Annotated in this window: 15 protein-coding genes; 6 read left to right on the top strand and 9 right to left on the bottom strand. The window is 64.8% G+C overall.

Annotation, left to right across the window (positions count from 1 at the left end; genetic code table 11):
* Positions 1-83: 83 nt before the first annotated feature.
* Together RTQ46_RS08480 and RTQ46_RS08485 are read right to left on the bottom strand one after the other, a co-directional pair.
* Positions 84-1091 carry a hypothetical protein gene (locus tag RTQ46_RS08480; RefSeq protein WP_312435860.1) on the bottom strand — a complete coding sequence of 336 codons (1008 nt, stop codon included), beginning with the start codon at positions 1089-1091 and terminating at the stop codon, positions 84-86.
* A 148-nt stretch (positions 1092-1239) separates the two neighbouring features.
* Positions 1240-2151, bottom strand: a complete 912-nt coding sequence (locus tag RTQ46_RS08485; RefSeq protein ID WP_312435862.1) for a LysR family transcriptional regulator — start codon at positions 2149-2151, stop codon at positions 1240-1242.
* Positions 2152-2279: 128 nt separating this feature from the next.
* On the opposite strand from RTQ46_RS08485, the gene RTQ46_RS08490 reads away from it, so the two are divergent.
* The 3 genes from RTQ46_RS08490 to RTQ46_RS08500 all read left to right on the top strand — a co-directional run bounded on the left by RTQ46_RS08490 (position 2280) and on the right by RTQ46_RS08500 (position 4368).
* Positions 2280-3515: an MFS transporter gene (locus RTQ46_RS08490; protein ID WP_312435864.1), complete on the top strand. Its 1236-nt coding sequence runs from the start codon at positions 2280-2282 to the stop codon at positions 3513-3515.
* Positions 3512-3910, top strand: a complete 399-nt coding sequence (locus RTQ46_RS08495) for a DUF4440 domain-containing protein (RefSeq protein WP_312435865.1) — start codon at positions 3512-3514, stop codon at positions 3908-3910. Before RTQ46_RS08490 ends, RTQ46_RS08495 begins: the two co-directional genes overlap by 4 nt.
* A gap of 113 nt (positions 3911-4023) precedes the next feature.
* Entirely contained in the window at positions 4024-4368 is a 345-nt protein-coding gene (locus tag RTQ46_RS08500; RefSeq protein WP_312435866.1) for a hypothetical protein, read from the top strand.
* Between the two features lie 64 nt (positions 4369-4432).
* Here RTQ46_RS08500 and RTQ46_RS08505 read toward each other — a convergent pair whose 3' ends face one another.
* The 5 genes from RTQ46_RS08505 to RTQ46_RS08525 are packed head-to-tail and all read right to left on the bottom strand — an operon-like array spanning position 4433 to position 11114.
* Positions 4433-5008: a DUF1349 domain-containing protein gene (locus RTQ46_RS08505; protein WP_312435868.1), complete on the bottom strand. Its 576-nt coding sequence runs from the start codon at positions 5006-5008 to the stop codon at positions 4433-4435.
* Between the two features lie 23 nt (positions 5009-5031).
* A complete protein-coding gene (locus RTQ46_RS08510) occupies positions 5032-6426 on the bottom strand; it encodes a TolC family protein (RefSeq protein ID WP_312435869.1) in 1395 nt (464 codons plus the stop codon).
* Positions 6423-9518: a MexW/MexI family multidrug efflux RND transporter permease subunit gene (locus RTQ46_RS08515; RefSeq protein WP_312435870.1), complete on the bottom strand. Its 3096-nt coding sequence runs from the start codon at positions 9516-9518 to the stop codon at positions 6423-6425. The genes RTQ46_RS08510 and RTQ46_RS08515 overlap by 4 nt, the downstream gene beginning before the upstream one ends.
* Complete coding sequence (locus tag RTQ46_RS08520) at positions 9515-10594, bottom strand: efflux RND transporter periplasmic adaptor subunit (RefSeq protein WP_312435871.1); 1080 nt, start codon at positions 10592-10594, stop codon at positions 9515-9517. Before RTQ46_RS08520 ends, RTQ46_RS08515 begins: the two co-directional genes overlap by 4 nt.
* 31 nt (positions 10595-10625) lie before the next feature.
* Complete coding sequence (locus RTQ46_RS08525; protein ID WP_312435873.1) at positions 10626-11114, bottom strand: DUF2165 family protein; 489 nt, start codon at positions 11112-11114, stop codon at positions 10626-10628.
* Between the two features lie 120 nt (positions 11115-11234).
* Between RTQ46_RS08525 and RTQ46_RS08530 the strand changes: the two genes are divergently transcribed.
* Entirely contained in the window at positions 11235-11900 is a 666-nt protein-coding gene (locus tag RTQ46_RS08530; protein WP_312435874.1) for a transcriptional regulator, read from the top strand.
* Here the strand turns inward: RTQ46_RS08530 and RTQ46_RS08535 are convergent.
* Positions 11897-13159, bottom strand: a complete 1263-nt coding sequence (locus RTQ46_RS08535; protein ID WP_312435995.1) for an MFS transporter — start codon at positions 13157-13159, stop codon at positions 11897-11899. The two genes, RTQ46_RS08530 and RTQ46_RS08535, sit on opposite strands and share 4 nt — an antisense overlap.
* A 101-nt stretch (positions 13160-13260) precedes the next feature.
* Here RTQ46_RS08535 and RTQ46_RS08540 point away from each other — a divergent pair, with 101 nt between their 5' ends.
* Together RTQ46_RS08540 and RTQ46_RS08545 are read left to right on the top strand one after the other, a co-directional pair.
* Positions 13261-14163, top strand: coding sequence for a LysR substrate-binding domain-containing protein (locus RTQ46_RS08540; RefSeq protein ID WP_312435875.1), 903 nt, complete (start codon positions 13261-13263; stop codon positions 14161-14163).
* Positions 14164-14363: 200 nt separating this feature from the next.
* Positions 14364-16985 carry a hypothetical protein gene (locus RTQ46_RS08545; RefSeq protein ID WP_312435877.1) on the top strand — a complete coding sequence of 874 codons (2622 nt, stop codon included), beginning with the start codon at positions 14364-14366 and terminating at the stop codon, positions 16983-16985.
* A gap of 18 nt (positions 16986-17003) precedes the next feature.
* On the opposite strand, the gene RTQ46_RS08550 is transcribed toward RTQ46_RS08545, so the two are convergent.
* A complete protein-coding gene (locus RTQ46_RS08550) occupies positions 17004-18050 on the bottom strand; it encodes a class I SAM-dependent methyltransferase (protein WP_312435878.1) in 1047 nt (348 codons plus the stop codon).
* Positions 18051-18054 lie beyond the last annotated feature (4 nt).

Consider the following 18054-nt stretch of genomic DNA (forward strand, 5'->3'; position numbering starts at 1 on the left):
CGCCGATGCGGGTTGGGGGCGGGTAGGTCGGGTTAGCGCAAAGCGCGTAACCCGACACCACCACCATCGCCAACCAACACCTGTTACGACGTCAGGCGATTCCAGCCATGGCGCACGGCATCCTTGAAGTTGTCCCAGGCCGACTGCGGATAGGTATGCTCCCAGTTGCTGCGCAGGTCAGGTTCCACGTCATCCCATGCACGGCCGCGATAGGTGTCGCTGCCGGCCATCGAGCGGCCATAGCGGTAGGCCGGATCGTAGTCCTCGAAGCGCCCGCCGGTCGACAGGTACGTGGAATCCCAGTGGCTGCGGTAGTACTGCTCGTCGTCGACGATATCGTTCGACAGCGTATCGACGCGCGGGTAGGTGCGCACGTTGCGCGTGCCGCCCAGGCTGGTTGCGCCGCCCGGCTGGATAAAGTCCGGGGTATCGAGCGATGGATCGCGCGCAAGCTGCTGCGAGCCGCTCAGCGGATTGCCTTGCGACTGGCCCAGGGTGCCGCCGCTGAGGTTACCAACAGGCACGGCCGGATTGATGCCCAGTTCCGCGCCCGCGCCCAGCGGCGTGGTCTGCTGCGACAGGCTGCCCGACTGCGATTGCAGGCTGGCGGCGCTGCTGCCACCGAGGTTGCTGGTGGCGCTGCCGGTGCTGCCCGTGCTGCCGACGTAGCCGGTGCCCGTGGTGCTGTCCTCGCGGCTCCAGCCGCCGGCGCGCCACTGCTCGCTGTGCTCTTCGATGTTCAAGGGGCCAAAGTCTTCCACGATATCGCTGGCGCGGTCGATCTCGGCATCGCTGGCGCTTTCCAGCGTCAGCACCACATGGCCGCGCGACACGGCTTCCGCGTACACATAGCGGTCTTCATGGCTGCCGAACAGGTCGGCAAAGAAATTCTTGATACTGGCGACAAAGCCGTCGTCGTCGCGCCCTGTCGTGTTGGCCACGGTGGAGGTCGCCGATGGGGCGCCGCTGTAGTCGCTGGAGGTATCGTTGAGGCGGATGCGCTCGCTGCCGAAGCCCGAGGCGATCAGTTTTTGCCGGGCGCTTTCAGCCGATGCGCGGTTGTCGAATACTGCTGCCAAAGTTTGTGCCATGATGATCTCCGATCGGTAAGGGATTGAGGTTGGTGCATCATTCGCTGTAGCCGCAGGCTGCCTTTGGTAAAGACAGTGATTGCAGTCATGGCATTAGTCTAGGACGAAAAACGCACGAGGGTCGTTCCTTTGCCGTGCGGAAATGGTTTCACGTGGCAGAGATGGAGACACCCACGAAGTCGCGCAGGAAATCGATAAACGCGCGCACTTTTTCAGCAATATGCTGGGTGTTCGGATACACGGCATACACGCCCTGTTCGGGGAACACCAAGTGCGGCAGCAGATGGCGCAGGCGCCCTGCCCGCACCTCCGACTCCACCTGCCATTGCGGCAGCAGCGCCACGCCGCAGCCGCCCAGCGCAAAACCGAGCAGTGCCGAGGCCGAATCCGATTCGATCATGGCATCCTGTTCAGCCGCAAATGCGATTTCTCCGTCTGGTGTCTGTACCTGCCAGCGCAGCGGCGTGGCCAGCCGGCCGTGCGCCAGCCAGCGCGCGCGTTGCAAGTCCTCCAGCGTGGCGATGCCCTTGGCCGGCAGGCTGGCCAGGTAGGCGGGCGAGGCGACGGGCCAGATCGCATAATGTTCCACCAGCGCCGCGCGGTAGCTCGAATCGTTCAGCTGCCCCATGCGGATCGCCAGATCATAGCGGCCCGAGATCAGGTCTTCGTGCGAGGACGACGACGAATGCTGGATCTGCAGTTGCGGATGCACGCCGGCAAACGCGATCAGCGCCGGAATCACGGTGCGCTGGCCGTATTCGACCGTGGTGGTAATGCGCAAGGTGCCGCGCAGTCCCTGGTGGCCCTGGCGCGCCGTTTCGATCGCGCCGTGGGCCTCGCCCAGCACGCGCTGGCAGTCCTCGTAAAAACGCCGCCCCACGTCCGTCAGCGCCAGGCTGCGGGTGCTGCGCGTGAGCAGCGATACCCCCAGTTCCGCCTCCAGCTGCTTCAGGTTGAAGCTGATGACCGCCTTGCTCTGCCCCAGCACGGCGGCCGCGCCGGTCAGCGAGCCGGCATCGACGATGGCGATAAAAATCCCGAGGCGGTCAAGACTGATCATGGATAAAAGTGTGGAAACATGCGGGTTTCAAAGGAATGTCAAAATATTTTTGACAGTGTAATCGCAGCTGGCTTCTTATGCAAATCGCGCCCAAGCCCCAAGATCGCGCTTTGCCATTCGGGAGCACCATGGACTACCGCAAACAGGTCGCCGCGATTTACCTGCTGGGCTTTTTCATCGACCTGGTCAACATGTTCATCACCAGCGTGGCCTACCCGGACCTCGGCCGCGCACTGCATGCTTCGGTGGCGCAGCTGGGCTGGATCAGCACCGCCTACATCGCCGGCCTGACCATCGTGATCCCCTGCAGCGCCTGGCTTGCTGCTTATTATGGCAGCAAAACCGTCTTTATAGCGTCTTTGCTAACTTTTTTATTTGCAAGTATTGGTGCCGGGCAGACAGATTCTATCGGCGCCCTGATCGCCTGGCGGGCCCTGCAGGGCTTGGGCGGCGGACTGCTGATTCCGCTGGGGCAAAGCATGACCTACCGCCTGTACCGCCCTGCCGAGCGCCCTGGCCTGTCGTCCGTCATCATGCTGGTGGGACTGCTGGCGCCGGCGCTGTCGCCGGCCTTGGGGGGCGTGATCGTCGACAGCCTGTCGTGGCGCTGGATTTTTTACCTGAACGTGCCGCTGGCAGCGCTGGCGCTGCTCTTGGCCGCCTGCTGGCTGCATCCCGATCCGCCGCGTGAACCGCTGCGCCAGTCCCTGCCGCTGCTCAATCTGCGCCTGCTCGCCGAGCCATTGTTGCGCGTGTCGATGCTGGTGTACCTGCTGGTGCCGGGCGTGTTCATGGGTGTCAGCCTGCTGGCCATTCTGTTTCTGCAGGGCGTGCTGGGCATGACGGCATCGGCTAGCGGCGCACTGATGCTGCCGTGGGCGCTGGCCTCGTTTGGCGCGATTGCCCTGACGGGAAAAAGCTACCGCCGCGCGGGGCCGCGGCCGCTGTTTTTCGCCGGCGCGCTGCTGCAGGCAGCCGGCATCCTGACGCTGGCATGGGTCGATGCCGCAGGCCAGATGGTGCTGCTGGCGGCAGCCTACGCCCTGATGGGTTTTGGCGGTGGCTTGTGCAGCAGCACGGCGCAAAGCACGGCCTTTTTGCGCACGCCGGACAGCGATTTGAGCCAGGCCAGCGCCGTCTGGAATATCAACCGGCAGCTCGGTTTCTGCCTCGGCGCCGTGCTGGCCAGCGCGTTGCTCGACATGCTGCTGGCCGCGCACGGCGTCAGCGCGGAAGACGCGCGTGCGATGCCGGCGTTTCACCTGTGTTTTGCGCTGGCGGCAGCGCTGGTGGTGCTGCCGCTGGCGCTGTGCCTGCGCATCGATAACCGCGCTGTTCTACATTTACTGGAGAAGACGAAATGACTGCATCGAATCGCTATTTTGACGACATATTCTCGACCCATGTGCTGATCCGCGATTGGCTTTCCGGGACCGCAAATGGGGCAGAAAAATGTGCCGCGTTGCTGGCGCGTTTTCCCCCCGGTTTTTCAATGATAACGCCGTCCGGAACGCGGCTCGATAGCGCCGGCCTGGCAGCGTTTTTTAGCAGTGCGGCGGGCAGCCGGCCGGGCTTGCAGATGCATATTACCGACCTGATACTGCTGCAGGAAGGCAGCGCTGGCGCGGTGGTGGGCTATCGCGAAATCCATTCGCAGCCGGGCCTGGAAACGACCGAACGCTGGTCGACGGTGGTGTATGAAAATGCGCCCGATGGACGACTGCTGTGGCGCCATCTGCATGAAACCTGGGTGGCGTGAAGCGATGCACGCGCGGTGTTTTCCTACAGCAGCGCAAGACGTGCGCCGGGTACGCTGCAGCGCTCTTCGGCCTAAGATCACCTCTTTTAGCGTCCCTTACCAGGAGATCAGCCATGAGCGAGACCATCAAACCCGAATCGGACCAGGCCCGCAACAGCCGCATGGACAAGACCGACCCCGACAAGGCTGCCGGCGACCCGTATGCGAACCAGGGCGGCGGCAAGATTGCCAGCGGCACGGCCAACAGCGGCCATTGGGCCAATGACGTGATCACGCGCGAAAGCGGACCGACCGCGATCGAGCAGGAAAACATGCACACCCTGGGCCAGCCCGACAGCCACGCCAACGTCAAGGGTTCGGGCCAGCAGCCGCAGAGCGAAGCGGGCAAGCTGTTGGATGACCGGCCAGGTCGCAATGAGTCGAAAGATATTCATCGCTCGTTGAATGTGCATGAGTAGGTCGGCGTAGGTCGGATTAGCGCGGCGCACCCGCGCGTAATCCGACAATATTGTTGGCGTAGTTTCAGCTCAAATCATGCAGGTCCTTGACGACGGCTGGCCCCACCGTCAACTGCGAAAACGCCACTTCCAGCCCACCGCGTTCCGGCGTGCAGCACATCGGCCCGACCAGATAGCGCGCAGCCACCGGAAACGGCGCCAGCCGCAGCAACGGCCACACTTTGCCATCGACCGAATACTGCACCCGGATCACGCCCTCGCTGACCGTCACGCGCAGCCAGAAGCCTTGCGGCATGGCCGGCGCGCTGCTGACGGCCCAGTCGGAATGGTCCACGGTCAGCACGGTGCTCAGCCACAGCTGGCCGTCGGAAAATTCGACGCCGCATTTGATCCAGTTTTCCTCGTCGATGCGCACCATGATGCCTGCCTGGTCGTACAGCGCCGTGAAGCTGCCGGCGACGTGGATTTGCGCCGTAAAATCGCCATCAACCGGCACGCCAAGCAAGTGGCCGCTGTCGCGGATAAAACCATAGCGCGTCTTGCGCCAGAAGTCCGTTCCCGCATCGCTGGTAACGCGCAGTGTTTCATCGTGAATCTCGAATTTTTCCGGCTGGTTCAACCAGCTCGCCTGTGCCAACATCGTGTCTCCTCCTTCTTGATAAATCATTGCATGGAGACGCCCCATCCCAGCGCCTTGTACAGCGCGATCGCATCGAGATAGGACGCCGTTTCCGACTGCAGCGCCTCGCGCCGGATGTCATGCAGCGCGCGCTGGTTTTCCAGCACCGCCTGGTAGCTGCCGGCGCCCGCCTGGAAGCGCGTGGTGGCGATAGCAAGTGCCGCGCTGCCGTGGCGTGCCGATTGTAGCAAGGACGCCAGCCGCGCTTGATTTTCCGCCAGCTGCGTGACGGCGTTTTCCACCTCTTCCTGCGCCAGCAACAGCGCCTGTTCGTAGCCGGCCAGCGCGCCTTGCGCGGCCGCCTGCGTGCCGCGCACGCGGGCCCTGGCGCTGCCGAGCCGGAAGGCCGGATGGCTGATGGTAGGCGCCACCTCGAAGGCGCGGGCGCCGCCGTCCAACACGCTGCTGCCGCGCAGCGCAACAAAGCCGATAAAGCCGCCGAGACTGACCCTCGGATACAGCTCGGCGGTGGCGGCGCCCACGTCTTCGCTGGAGGCCGCCAGCAGGCGCTCGGCGCGCACCACGTCGGGCCGCTGTTTGATCAGCTGATTGACGTCGCCCAGCGGCAGCTGGCCGGCCAGCGGCGCCGCAGCGGGTAGCGTCGTCGCCAGCGCCATCGCGCCCGGCGCTTGCCCAGTCAGTACATCAAGCCGGTACTGCGCCTGGCGCAGATTCGCCTGCAGCGGCGGCAGCGCCGCCTCGCTGCGCGCGAGGTTGGCCAGCGCATTCTGCCGCTCTTCCGGCAGGCCGCTGCCGGCTGCCACGCGCGCGTCGGTCAATGCCACCGTATCGCGCCAGCTTTGTACCTGCGCCTGCGTCAACAGCAGGTTTTGCTGATGGCCCAGCGCTTCGTAATAATTGCGCGCCACCTCGGCGGCGATGATCAGGCGCGCCTGCTGCAGCTCCGCCTGCGCGGCGTCGGCACGGGCCTGCGCCGAGCGGCTCAGATGGGCCAGCCGTCCGAACAGGTCGAGTTCCCATTGCGCATCGAAACCGATGCGCGTGCTGGCAGTCGTACTGCGCGTACCGGGCGTCGTTTGCTGCACGCTGCGCTGCCAGCCGGCCTGGCCGGTGACGGCGGGAAGCTGGTCGATTCTGCGTTCGTCGAACACGGCGCGCGCGGCCAGCAGACTGGCCTGCGCCTGCGCGATATCGAGGTTGTGCGCCAGCGCGCTGGCAATCAATTGCGACAGGCGCGCATCGTCGAAAAAGGTCCACCACTGCGCAGGCATGGCGGTGGCGTCTTTGGGCGAAAATTGCGCCTGCTGCGGGCTGGCCAGGACGATGTCGGGTGTCTGTGGCGTGACGTAGGCGGGACTGACGGCGCAGCCGGCTAGCAGCAACGCAAGCATCGAAAAAACGTGGCGAGTCGGCTTCATGGTTGTCCTTGTCGGGTAGTGGCCAGCGCCAGCGCCTGCGCGCGTGGCGAGGCATGGCTGGCGGCGTGGTTGCGCGCTAAAAACGAGTAGACGGTGGGCAGCACGAACAGGGTAAACAAGGTGCCGATCAGCATGCCCGAAACGATCACCACGCCCAGGCCAAAACGGCTGTTGGCGCCCGCGCCGGAAGCGAACAGCAGCGGTACCAGTCCCACCACCATGGCGGCTGTTGTCATCAGGATCGGACGCAGACGGATCTGCGCCGCTTTGGCAATTGCGGACACGCGATCGAGCTGCTGGTGCGCCTGCAATTCATTGGCAAACTCCACCATCAGAATGCCATGCTTGCTGATCAAGCCGATCAGGGTCACCAGGCCGATCTGCGTGTAGATATTGATGGTGGCCCAGCCCAGCGCCAGCGGAACCAGCGCGCCGCAGATCGACAGCGGCACGGTGATCAGGATGATCAGCGGGTCCTTCAGGCTTTCGTACTGGGCGGCCAGCACCAGGTAGATCACGATCACGGCCGCCAGGAACGCCATCAGCAGCGCATTGCCTTCGCTGGCGAACTGGCGCGCGTCGGATTGCCAGTCGTAGCTGAAGCCCGGCGGCAGCGATCTGGCCACGCCATCCAGAAAAGCCACCGCATCGCCAAGCGTCACGCCCGGCGCCGGCACGCCCTGGAAAGTGGCGGCATTCTGCTGGTTGAACTGCGTCAGTTTATTCGGTTCGATCTGCTCCGACACCGTCACCACGCTCGACAGCGGCAGCAGGGTGCCGTCGTCGGCGCGCACGTACTGCCGCGTCAGCGCCTGCGCCGTCAGGCGCTGCTCGCGCGGGCTTTGCGCGATCACGTCGTAGGCGCGGCCATCCATGCTGAAGCGGTTCAGGTAATTCTCGCCCACCAGCACCGCCAGCGACTCGCCGATATCCTGCATGGCGATGCCCAGGCTGTTGGCCTTGGAACGGTCCACGCGCACTTTCACCACCGGGTTGTTGTAATCGAGATCGCTGTCGACCACGGCAAACAGGCCGCTGTCACGGGCGCGCTGCTTGATGTCTTCCATGGTGCGAAACAAGGTGGCGTAATCCTGCGCGCTGCGCAGCACCAGCTGCACCGGCAGGCCGCCGCTGGAGCCCGGCAACGGCGCCATCTGGAACGCAAAGATGCTGGTGCCTTCGACGTCGCCGACGGCCTGCTGCAGTTCGGCCTGGATCACGGCCGCATTGCGCGCGCGCTCGCCCCAGGGCGTGAGGTTGATGCCGCCGATGCTCGACGCCGGGCCGTCGCTGCCGTTGATGATCCAGGTCGATGCCGTCTCCGGCGTGCGGCGGTAAATGTCTTCGAGTTTATCGGCGAAGCGCTCGACATAATCGAGGTTGGCATGCTGCGGCGCCTTGATGGCGGTCAACACGCTGGCTTGGTCTTCCGACGGCGCCAGTTCGCGCTGCGGCAGCAGGTACAGAAACGGCAGGCTGATCATCACTGCCAGCGCAAAGCCGCCACTGAGCCAGCGGCGCCGCAGCGACCACGCCAGCAGGCGTGCGTAGCGGCTGGTGAGGCCGCCAAAAAAATGTTCGGCGGCGCGCGCCATGCGCCCTTCCGACGTTTTTGGCTGCAGCAGGAAGGAACTCATCACGGGCGACAGGGTCAATGCCACCACGCCCGACACCACTACCGCGCCGGCCAGCGTCAGCGCGAACTCCTTGAACAGCGCACCGGTCAGGCCGCCCATCATGCCGATCGGCGCATACACGGCCGCCAGCGTGATCGTCATCGCGATCACGGGGCCGGCCACCTCGCGCGCGCCGACCAGCGCTGCCGCCACCGGCGACTTGCCTTCCTCGATATGGCGGTGCACGTTTTCCACCACCACGATGGCGTCATCGACCACCAGTCCCACGGCCAGCACCATTGCCAGTAAAGTCAGCAGATTGATGCTGAAGCCGAACGCCAGCATCAGCGCGGCTGCGCCCAGCATCGACAGCGGAATCGTCACCACCGGGATCAGCACCGAGCGCAGGGAACCCATGCACAGATAAATCACCAGCACCACGATCAGCAGGGCTTCGAACAGTGTGTGCGCCACTTCAGCGATCGAGGCCTCGATAAAGCGCGCCGTCTCGAACGCCAGCTCCACTTTGACGCCCGGCGGCAGGGTTTTCTGTATCGCGGGCAGCAGTTGTTTGATGCCCGCGACGATCACCAGCGGATTGCCGCCCGGCGTCGGGAACAGCCCCAGGTGCACGGCCGGCACGCCGTCCATGCTGGCGCTGGTCTCGCTGGCGGCCGCGCCCAGTTCCACCGTGCCGACGTCCTTCAGGCGTATCAGCGCGCCATCGTCCTTGCCATTGGCAATCACCATCTCGCGAAACTGCGCCACGCTGGTCAGATCGGTATTGACGCTGATGTTCGAGACGACAAATTGTCCCTTCACTTTGCCGGGCGCCGCCTGGTAATTATTGCGCCGCACGGCGCTCGCCACGTCGGACGCCGTCAGGCCGCGCGCCGCCAGTTTCGCCGGATCGATCCACAGCCGCATCGCCAGCTGCTGGCCGCCGAAGGTCTCGACCTTGGCCACGCCGTCGATGGTGGCAAACATCGGCTGCACCACGCGCGCCAGGTAGTCGGTCAGCTGCGCGGCCGATACCGTGTCGCTGGCAAAGCCGACATAGGCGACGGCCGTGGAGTCGCCGGCCGAGCGCTCGATCACCGGGTCGAACGCGCCTTCGGGCAGCTTGTAGCGCACCTGGTTGACCTTGGCCATGACCTCGGTCAGCGCCTGGGTCGAATCGCGATTGAGTTCCATGCGCACGGTGACCAGGCTGCTGCCCTGCACCGACGACGAGGTGAGATAGTCGATGCCTTCCACCGACGACACGGCCTGCGCGATCGGCTGCGTGACGAAGCCCTGCATCAGGTCGGCCGAGGCGCCCGGATAGGTGGTGGCGATGGTGATGGTCGAGGTTTCCAGCATCGGATACTGGCGGATCGGCAGCTGCTTGATGGCCAGCACGCCCAGCATCACCAGCAGGCTGCTGATTACCAGCGCCAGCACGGGGCGGCGCACGAACAGGTCGGTAAAGTTCATCGCGCGCTCTCCTGTTCCAGCGTATTGGCGACCGCCTGCACCGCCATGCCGTCGGCCAGTTTCAGCTGGCCCGAGGCGACCACCTGCTGGCCGGCGGACAGGCCCTTGACGATTTCCACGCGCCCGCCGGCCCGCTCGCCCAGCGTGACGGCCACGCGTCTGACGGTCAACGGTTTGCCCTGCTGCGCGACGAAGACCGTGTCGCCATAGCTGTTGTAGGTCACCGCCGTTTCCGGCACCGTCAGTTGCTGTTGGCTGCTCTCGCGCGCCACGCGCACATTGGCGTACATGCCAGGTTTCAGCGTGCCATCGCGGTTGGCCAGCGTGGCCTGCACCTGCACCATGCGCGCGCGTGAAATCAGCGGGTCGATGGCGTTGATGGTGGCCTTGAATGGCTGGTCCGGATACGCATCGACCAGCACCGTCACCGCCTGCCCCGGCGCCAGCCTGGCGCTGCTCTGTTCATCGAGCGCAAAGTTCACCAGCAGGGACTTCGTGTCGACCAGGCTGGCCACCGTATCGGCGGCATTCAGGTATTGGCCCGCATGCACGCGGCGGATGCCGAGCTGGCCGGAGAACGGCGCGCGGATGGTTTTTTGCGCGATCAGCGCTTCGGTCTGGCGCACTTCGCCAAGGGCCGCATCGCGCGCGGCCACTGCGGCATCAAGCTGCTCCTGCGTGGCCGCTTTTTCAACTATCAGCTGGCGCGTGCGCTGGTAGCTGGTCTCGGCGTTTCTCAGCTGGGCGCGCAGGCGCAGCAGGCTGGCCTGTTCCGGCGCGTCGTTGAGCTGCACCAGTACCTCGCCCGCTTTCACCTGCTGGCCCGAGGCAAAACGGATCTGCGTGACGCGCCCGCCCGTCTCGGCCGCCACCTGCACCTGGCGCGCCGCTTCGAGTTCGCCCACGCCGGTGAAAAATCGCTGCGGGGTACCTGCCAGCACCGGCACCAGCGCCACCTTGGCCGGTGGGTAGGGCGCCGTTTCGGCCGCATGGGAATCGAGGCGCGGGTACGTGAAGATGCCCGCCACCGCGAGCGTAATGGCCAGCGCACCAGCGCCGGCAAGCTTGATTTTCATGATGAAGTCTTTCGATGGAGACGCGGCGGCGTTACAGCCAGCGCGCGTTGAAAAGGAAGAACAGGGCGAGCGTCCACAGCAGCAGCACCAGGTGCGTGGTCTGCAGGCCTTCCTGGGCGATCCAGTAGCCGAACCACAGGCCGCCCAGATGCATCAGCAGCAGGAAGGCGGCCATCGCGCACAGGGCCAGGTTCAGCCACGGCAGCGCGTCGCCGATTGCACCGCCGCCGACGACGAACAGGGCCACGCCGGACCAGGCGGCAATGGCGCCACCGAGCTGTAGCACCAGCACCACCACCAGCGCCAGCCGGTGCACGGCCAGCGATGTCAGCGCGCGGCGCAGCAGGGGCGTCTCGATGGTCGGATCCTGGCGCAGCGGGTCCATGCGCATGGTGTTGCCGATGGCCCAGACCGAACCGTGAAAGGCCTGCAGGTTGTTGATGGCGGCGATGCTCAGCCAGGAAGCCAGGCCGGTGGCCAGGATCAGTTGAAACAGCCAGATGGCGTGATGGAGCTGCATGGTAAGTCCGTCCAAGGTGTCTTGCCGGCATGCAGGCGTGGAAGTTCTCGACAGCGCCGCGCTATCGGCCTATTATGCAAGCAATCGGTTGTATAACTGGCCCCATCATAGTTGAGCAAAATGAATTACACAAGTAAACGTTTGGATAATGGCGACGGCGCCGCCCCGCAAACGACGGAGCGCATCCTCTATTTCATCAAGACCAAGGGTCCGGTTTCCACGGCATCGCTGGCCAAAACGCTGGCAATGACGGGTGAAGCGGCGCGCCAGCAGGTGCAAAAGCTGGTGACGGCGGGCCTGATCGAAGGACGGATGGAGGCGCAAAGCGGGGCCGGGCGGCCGCGCCAGAACTGGGTGCTGACGGAGGCGGGCCACGCGCGCTTTCCCGACACGCACGCGCAGCTGACCATCAAGCTGATCGGCTCGGTGCGCCAGCTGTTTGGCGAGGAGGGACTGGATAAACTGATCGCGCAGCGCGAGGAAGAAAGCCGCAGTGCCTATGCGCTGGCCTGCCCGGCGCCGGACCTGCCGACGCGGCTGGCGCAGCTGGCGGCGATCCGCGATGAAGAGGGCTATATGGCCAGGGTCGAGGCTGACGGCGAAGACTGGCTGCTGATCGAAGACCACTGCCCGATCTGCGCTGCGGCGCGCACCTGCCAGGGCTTTTGCCGCTCCGAGCTGCAGCTGTTCCAGGAAGTGGTGGGCCCCACGGCCAGCGTCGTGCGCGAGCAGCATCTGCTGAGCAATGCGATGCGCTGCGTGTACCGCATCACCCCGCTTCCTTAAGTCCGGGACGGCCCGGGAAACAGCGGCCAGGCCGCCAGCGCCACCAGCCCCGCCACCGCCCACACCCAGGCCCAGCTGCTGGCCGCCAGCAAGTGCGGCAGCAGCACCGGCGTGGCAAACAATCCCGCATACACGGCCGTGTTGGCCATGCCCAGCGCCGTGCCCGCGCTGGCGGCGCCGGCCAGCGTGGCCAGTTCCGTATAGGCCACGCCGTGCCAGGCCGAGACGCAGATGCCGGCGGCAATCACGGCGGCCATCAGCAGCCAGCCCGGTGCCGCGCATCCCGCCACGCACGCAAGCAGCAGGAACGAGGCCAGCGCCACCAGCACCGAGCCGCGCAGGTAGGCGGGACGGTTGGCGTGGCGGTCCGTATGGCGCCCGCTCCAGATGCGCATCACCATCGCCCCCAGCTGCAGCACCACCATCACCGAGGTGATCTGCGCCAGGCCCAATTGTCCGTGGTCATGCAGGAACACGGTGGCGTAGCTGAGGATGGCAAACTGCGGCACGCACAGCACGCCGATGCCGGCCACCATGCGCCACACCTGGCGATTGCGCAGTGGCGAAGCCGCCTTGCTGTCAGACACCCCCGTGGACGCGTTGTGCGGCCCCCTGGCGGCCTCGCCAGTGAAAACCGGTTCATGCATCCAGCGCCACGTAAAAAACGCCGCCACGGCGCAGAAAAAGCCCAGCACGCCAAACACGGGCACGAAGCCGTAACGGGCGGCCAGTGTCGGCAGCAGTAGCGCACCGAGTCCGCCGCCCAGCGGCACGGCCGTCTGGCGGATGCTCATGGCAAAGCCCCGCTCGCCGGGACCGAACCAGCGCATCACGGCGCGGCCGCTGGCGCCGTTCACGCTGCCGCCCAATACGCCCACCAGCGCCAGTCCTGCCGCCAATGAAAACAGCGACGGCACGGCCCCGCCCTGCGGCGTAATCCACAGCATCAGGGTAAGCAGCGCCAGCAGGGTGCCCAGCAAGCCGGTCAGCAGCACGGGCCGGTCGCCCCAGCGGTCGGTCGCCATGCCCCATGGCAGTTCAGATAACGCCACGCCCAGGCCCATGGCGCCCAGCGCCACCCCCAGTTCGGTATTGCTCAGCTGATAGCCGCTCCTGAGCCAGATGGCGGTGGTCGGCATGCCGTTGGCGCAGGCAGAAAAAGTGGCGTTGGCGGCCACGCCGACGGCCAGTACCTTCCAGCGATGGGCGGGGGACAAGGACGGGACGGCGGTGGCAATGGCAGGACTGGTAGCGTTCATGATCGAGTAAAAGCTGTGGTTGACCATGCCAGTGTTGCGCAGTACGATGGTTCTGAATATCAGATAATTTTCATCTTATTGTTTTATAAAACCGGACGGTCATGAACAGGCTTAATTTTGACATCGCCTTTTTGCGCAGTTATGTGGCCGGCATCGAGCTGGGCAGCTTTGCGCGCGCGGCCGATAAAGTCGGCCGTTCCACCTCGGCCGTCAGCGCGCAGCTGAAAAAACTCGAAGAGCAGGCCGGCATGCCGCTGTTTCGCAAGTCGGGCCGCGGGCTGGCGCTGACGGACGCGGGCGACGTGCTGCTGGCCTATGCGCGCCGCATGGTCGAGCTGAACGACGAGGCCGCTGTGGCCCTGCGCGGGGTGGAGCTGGAGGGCTGGATCAAACTGGGTCTGCAGGAGGATTTTGGCGAAGTGCTGCTGCCGGCCGTGCTGGGGCGCTTTTCGCGCGCCCATCCCAAGGTGCGCATCGAGGCGCATGTGGCGCACAATTCGGAACTGATGGAACGCCTGGCGATGGAGCAGATGGACCTGGCGTTGCTGTGGGGTTGCAGTGGCATGCAGGACCTGGTCACCTGGCCCGCGCAGCGGCGTACCCTGATCGCCCAGCCGACCATGCGCTGGATCGCTTCGGCCAGCGTGCCATGGCAGCCGCAGGCGGGCGAGCCGCTGCCGCTGATCGCGTTCGATCGCCCATGTTTGTTCCAGCGCTGCGCCACCGACGCGCTCGACCGCGCCGGCATCGCCTGGCGCATCGCATTTACCAGTCCCAGCCTGGGTGGCCTGTGGGCGGCAGCTGCGGCTGGCCTGGGCGTGACCGTGCGCACCGGCTACGGCTTGCCGGCTTCCGTCTGCGCGCTCGATGCCGAGGAGTCGGGCCTGCCCGCGCTGCCGTCGCTGTCGCTGGAATTGCTGCGCGGCGCGCAGACGCCGAGGCCGCCGGTCGAGCGGCTGGCGCTGCTGCTGATCGAGTCGTTGCAAGGGCCTGCGGACAGTTAGCCTGTCTGTCCCGTGTACGGAGGCCTCATCTGACAGGCCCATGATTTTTTCTGTGTTGTCACAGGCGCAGGAGCGCAGGTGGCCGGGAGAGGGAGCATGGATTGGTCCAATAACAAAAAATCAATATGCTAAGATTTTTTGGTGTTTAGCCATCTGGCAACGGCCTTTCTTGCCCTCACTCTTACCTGGAGTTTCTGCTGATGAACAACCTTTCTCAAGTGACCAATCATTACCGCCTTGCCGGCGGCCCGCAGGTGCTGCAGTCGGTTGCGGGCGCGGCCGCAACGCTGACGCTGCAGATGCCCGATAACGGCGTGAACGCGGGTAGCGTGAAAGTGCATAACGGCGATGGCTTGAGCAATACCGCAGTACATGTCGCCTTGCTGCCGCAGACCCTGCGCTTCCTGGCGGCGAGTTCGTCTGTTACCTTGCCTGCCATTGATCTGATGGGTCCGGCCTGGACCTTGGGCGTGCTGGTGAAGATACTCGATGAAGCACCGGGAACGAAGCCGCCATTGCGCCTGCTCGCTGTGGCGAACGCGGCGGGCAAGCCATTGTGGCTGGGGTATGAAGGCCCGTCGTTTGCCAATCCCGGCTGTATCCGCCTGGTCATGCCCAAGCCTGCGGTGGCGGGACAGGATGCCGGCGTGATCGCTGCGCGCCAGGGCGCGACATCACCCTACTCCGCTTTCGCCAGTACGGGACGCTGGGTCTGGGTCTTCTTGCGCAAGAATCCTGCCGCCGGCAGCGAGCAAATTCTTTCTGTCAGCAATGGCCAGGAAACCAGCGCGCAGTTGCAGGCGGACTCGATCTCGATACTGTGGGCGCCACTGGTTGACACCCCTCCTGCGCACCGCTTGCCGACCGTGTATGGCGGCAGTATCCCGGCGATGGCGAGCGGCGCGTATGCGGGCATGAATGGCAGCATCCTGATCGGGCCGGATGCCGACAACGCGGGCGGCTTTGATATCGCAAAAGTCTTTTTCACCAGCAAAGCGCTTGATCCGCGCCAGTTGGCCTTCATGGCGGCGGGGCAGTATTTCAGCAGCGCCGGCGCGGTAGCCGACGCCAGCCAAGACCTGTACTACCATCTCAATGGGAATGCGGCGCAATCGCTGCGCGACCTGGTGCGCGATGCGCCCGCGCTGGCGACGACAGCGGCCGGCCTGACACCTGCAGCCGAGCTGAGCCCGATGAACTGCTATGTGGGCGAGACGGGCGCGAACGGCATCGGCATCACGTATGACAGCGCGCGCGCTGTCAACGTCACACTGCTGCCGCAGGCGCAAGTCGTGCGCACGATCCCGGCCCCTTCCGCGATTGCCGTCAGCCGTCCATTGAGCAAGGATAATTTCGGCATTCACTATATCCGCTGGCCTTACGATCCGTCGGTCAACCCTGCCAAGCCTGGTTATTTCAATTCCCCCAATCCATCGCGCTGGCATGCGGAATACGATGGCCGCATGGGCTGGGTGCGTGCTTTCGATCCGAATCCGCATGGCCGCATCTTCGATGGCGACTTCATGGCGGCCGGCGTCACGGCCAGTGCAGGCAGCCGCCCGGCCAGCCAGTATGGCCGCATCACGAACCAGAATTTTTATACAGGGATGCTGCGGCCCGATGGCACGCATGATTTTTCCAAGCTGCACCTGCTGTTCGACAGCGCACGCGCCAAAGGCGTGCGCGTGCTGCTCAACATGAGCCTGAACAGCATGACTTACGTCGAATCGAAAGAGGGCCAGGCGGGCCGGTTCGTGGAACAGGGTTTGTCCACGGGTGAATTTCTGTCGACAAATTCCACCGCCTATTACACGCGTATCAAGACATTGCTGAGCGGTGTGCTCGATATCGCCGCCATGTATGGCAATACACTGGGCGCGCTGGAAATGGCCAATGAAGCGAGTCCTGATTATTTTGCTTCCACTAATATTCCGAACAGCTATTTCGCGGCCCAGGATTACTATGCCTCGCCCGCTGCCACCTATGCCGGCGGCTTTCTGAGCAACCTGGCAGTCCTGTGTCGCCTGGCCAGGGACCTGACTGCGGAGAAGGGCTTGAATGTGCTCGTGTGCAGTCCACCGTTTCAAGGAGGCGAGTCGGCGCTGGCCGCCGCCTTCCTGGGGGCCAGTGCCAGCCATCCTGTGACGGTCGGCAACCGTGGCGATGGTGCTGGCAAGACGGGCAAGGATTACATTGATGTGCTGGCGCATCACAACTACGGCTCGTTTTCCCGCCGTGGCGGCCCGGGAGCCCCACCCGACAACAAGACGATCAATATGACACTGCTGGATCAGGCTGGCTATGGCAATCCCGGCTCCGATGTGGCCTATCCGAACAACACCATCTTTGGCGACCTGAGCCTGACTGGCAGCCGCGTCAAGCTGGCCGCAGCCAAAGCGGGCTGGTCAGGTCCTGTCTGGAATACCGAGTTCAACATGACGGGCAGCACCGACAGTAGCAGTTGGGGACCTGCGAACATGACGGCGGCCGGCACCGAGCGCTGCTACCGGCAGATGCTGGTCGCCTCGCTGGCGGCGGGCTACGACAAGTGTTTTATCTATGCTGCCGATCACGCTTCGCTGGGCACGTATGCCCATGCAGGCCAGATTCCTGCAGGAGAATATCCTGATGCCTGGTTCAAGGATCTGCAGCAGCCAGCACCCAACAGCGCCGTGATCGCTTCGGTGATCGATGAACTGACCGGTGGCGACACATGCGTGGTGGGACTGACGGGTATCCATGGCCATCCGTTTTACTGCGCAGGCGATGCCGGGCTGAAAATCGCCTCGCCTGAAAGCGACGGCATCTTCGTCGGGCAGTAGGCGCCAGGCTGCGCCAGTTCAGCCTGCCTTGCGCGCGATCAGCACCTGTACCGGCGCCATTGGAAAATCGCTGGCCTGGTACTGCTCGATCTGGACCAAGCCGGCGCTGCGCAGCTGGCCCGCCAGTTCGCCCTGGCGCGTAACCAGGCGCCCCAGCATGCGCATCGGCAAGTAATAGGGCAGCACGCGCGAGGCGTCGTCGGGCGTGGGCGCAATCTCCGCCTGCACGCAGACCAGCACGCCACCGGGCCTCAGTGCCGCGTGCATCTTGCGCAGCACCGCTGGCAGGTCGGCAACGAAGTGCAGCACGGACGAGCACCAGACCAGATCGTACTCGCCGCCGAGTTCGTCGCTGTCGAGGTCGCCACCCAGGGTGCCAAGCCGGCCGGACAGGCCTGCGTGGGCAATATTGGCGCTGGCGACGGCCACCGTTTCGGGCCAGTCGAATACGGTGCCTTGCAGCCCCGCATGCGCTTGCGCCAGCGCGATCGCCACCCAGCCGGGGCCGCCACCGAGATCGAGCAGGCGCAGCCTGGCATCGGGCGAGCTGAACGGGGCAATGCGCTGCATGACCGACAGCGCTGCGCGCATGGTAACGGCGCGCTGTTCCTGGCCGATCTGCTGCCGGGCCGCCAACGCCCAGTTGACGCCGCTTGCGGTCTGGTACGGCGTGGGGTGGCCACCGTCGTGCATCAGGGTGTTCAATTGCGTGCCAAAATCGCGCAGTGCATGCAGCCGGTACAGCCAGGCGTCGCCGCAAAAACTGGACGAACTGCGGCAAAAATAGTGCAGGGCCGTGGCGCTGCAGCGCCAGGCGCTGACGGCATCACCGGCCTCGGTACGGTCCAGCAGCCGCATGCTCCACAGCAGTTCCAGCAACAGCGCCGTATGCGGTACGTCCAGCTCCAGCGCGCCCGCCAGTTGGGCGGCCGTCTGCGGCGTTTCCAGCGCGTCGAATAGTCCCAGTTCCAGCATGGCAGCCAGGGCGTCGCCCTGCACTGGCGCGATGGCCAGATCCCAATATGGTTGCAGCGCATGCTCGTCATGAAAGGCATGGAAGTTCATGGTG

The sequence above is a fragment of the Janthinobacterium sp. genome (assembly GCF_031995485.1).
Taxonomy (GTDB): Bacteria; Pseudomonadota; Gammaproteobacteria; order Burkholderiales; family Burkholderiaceae_D; genus Janthinobacterium.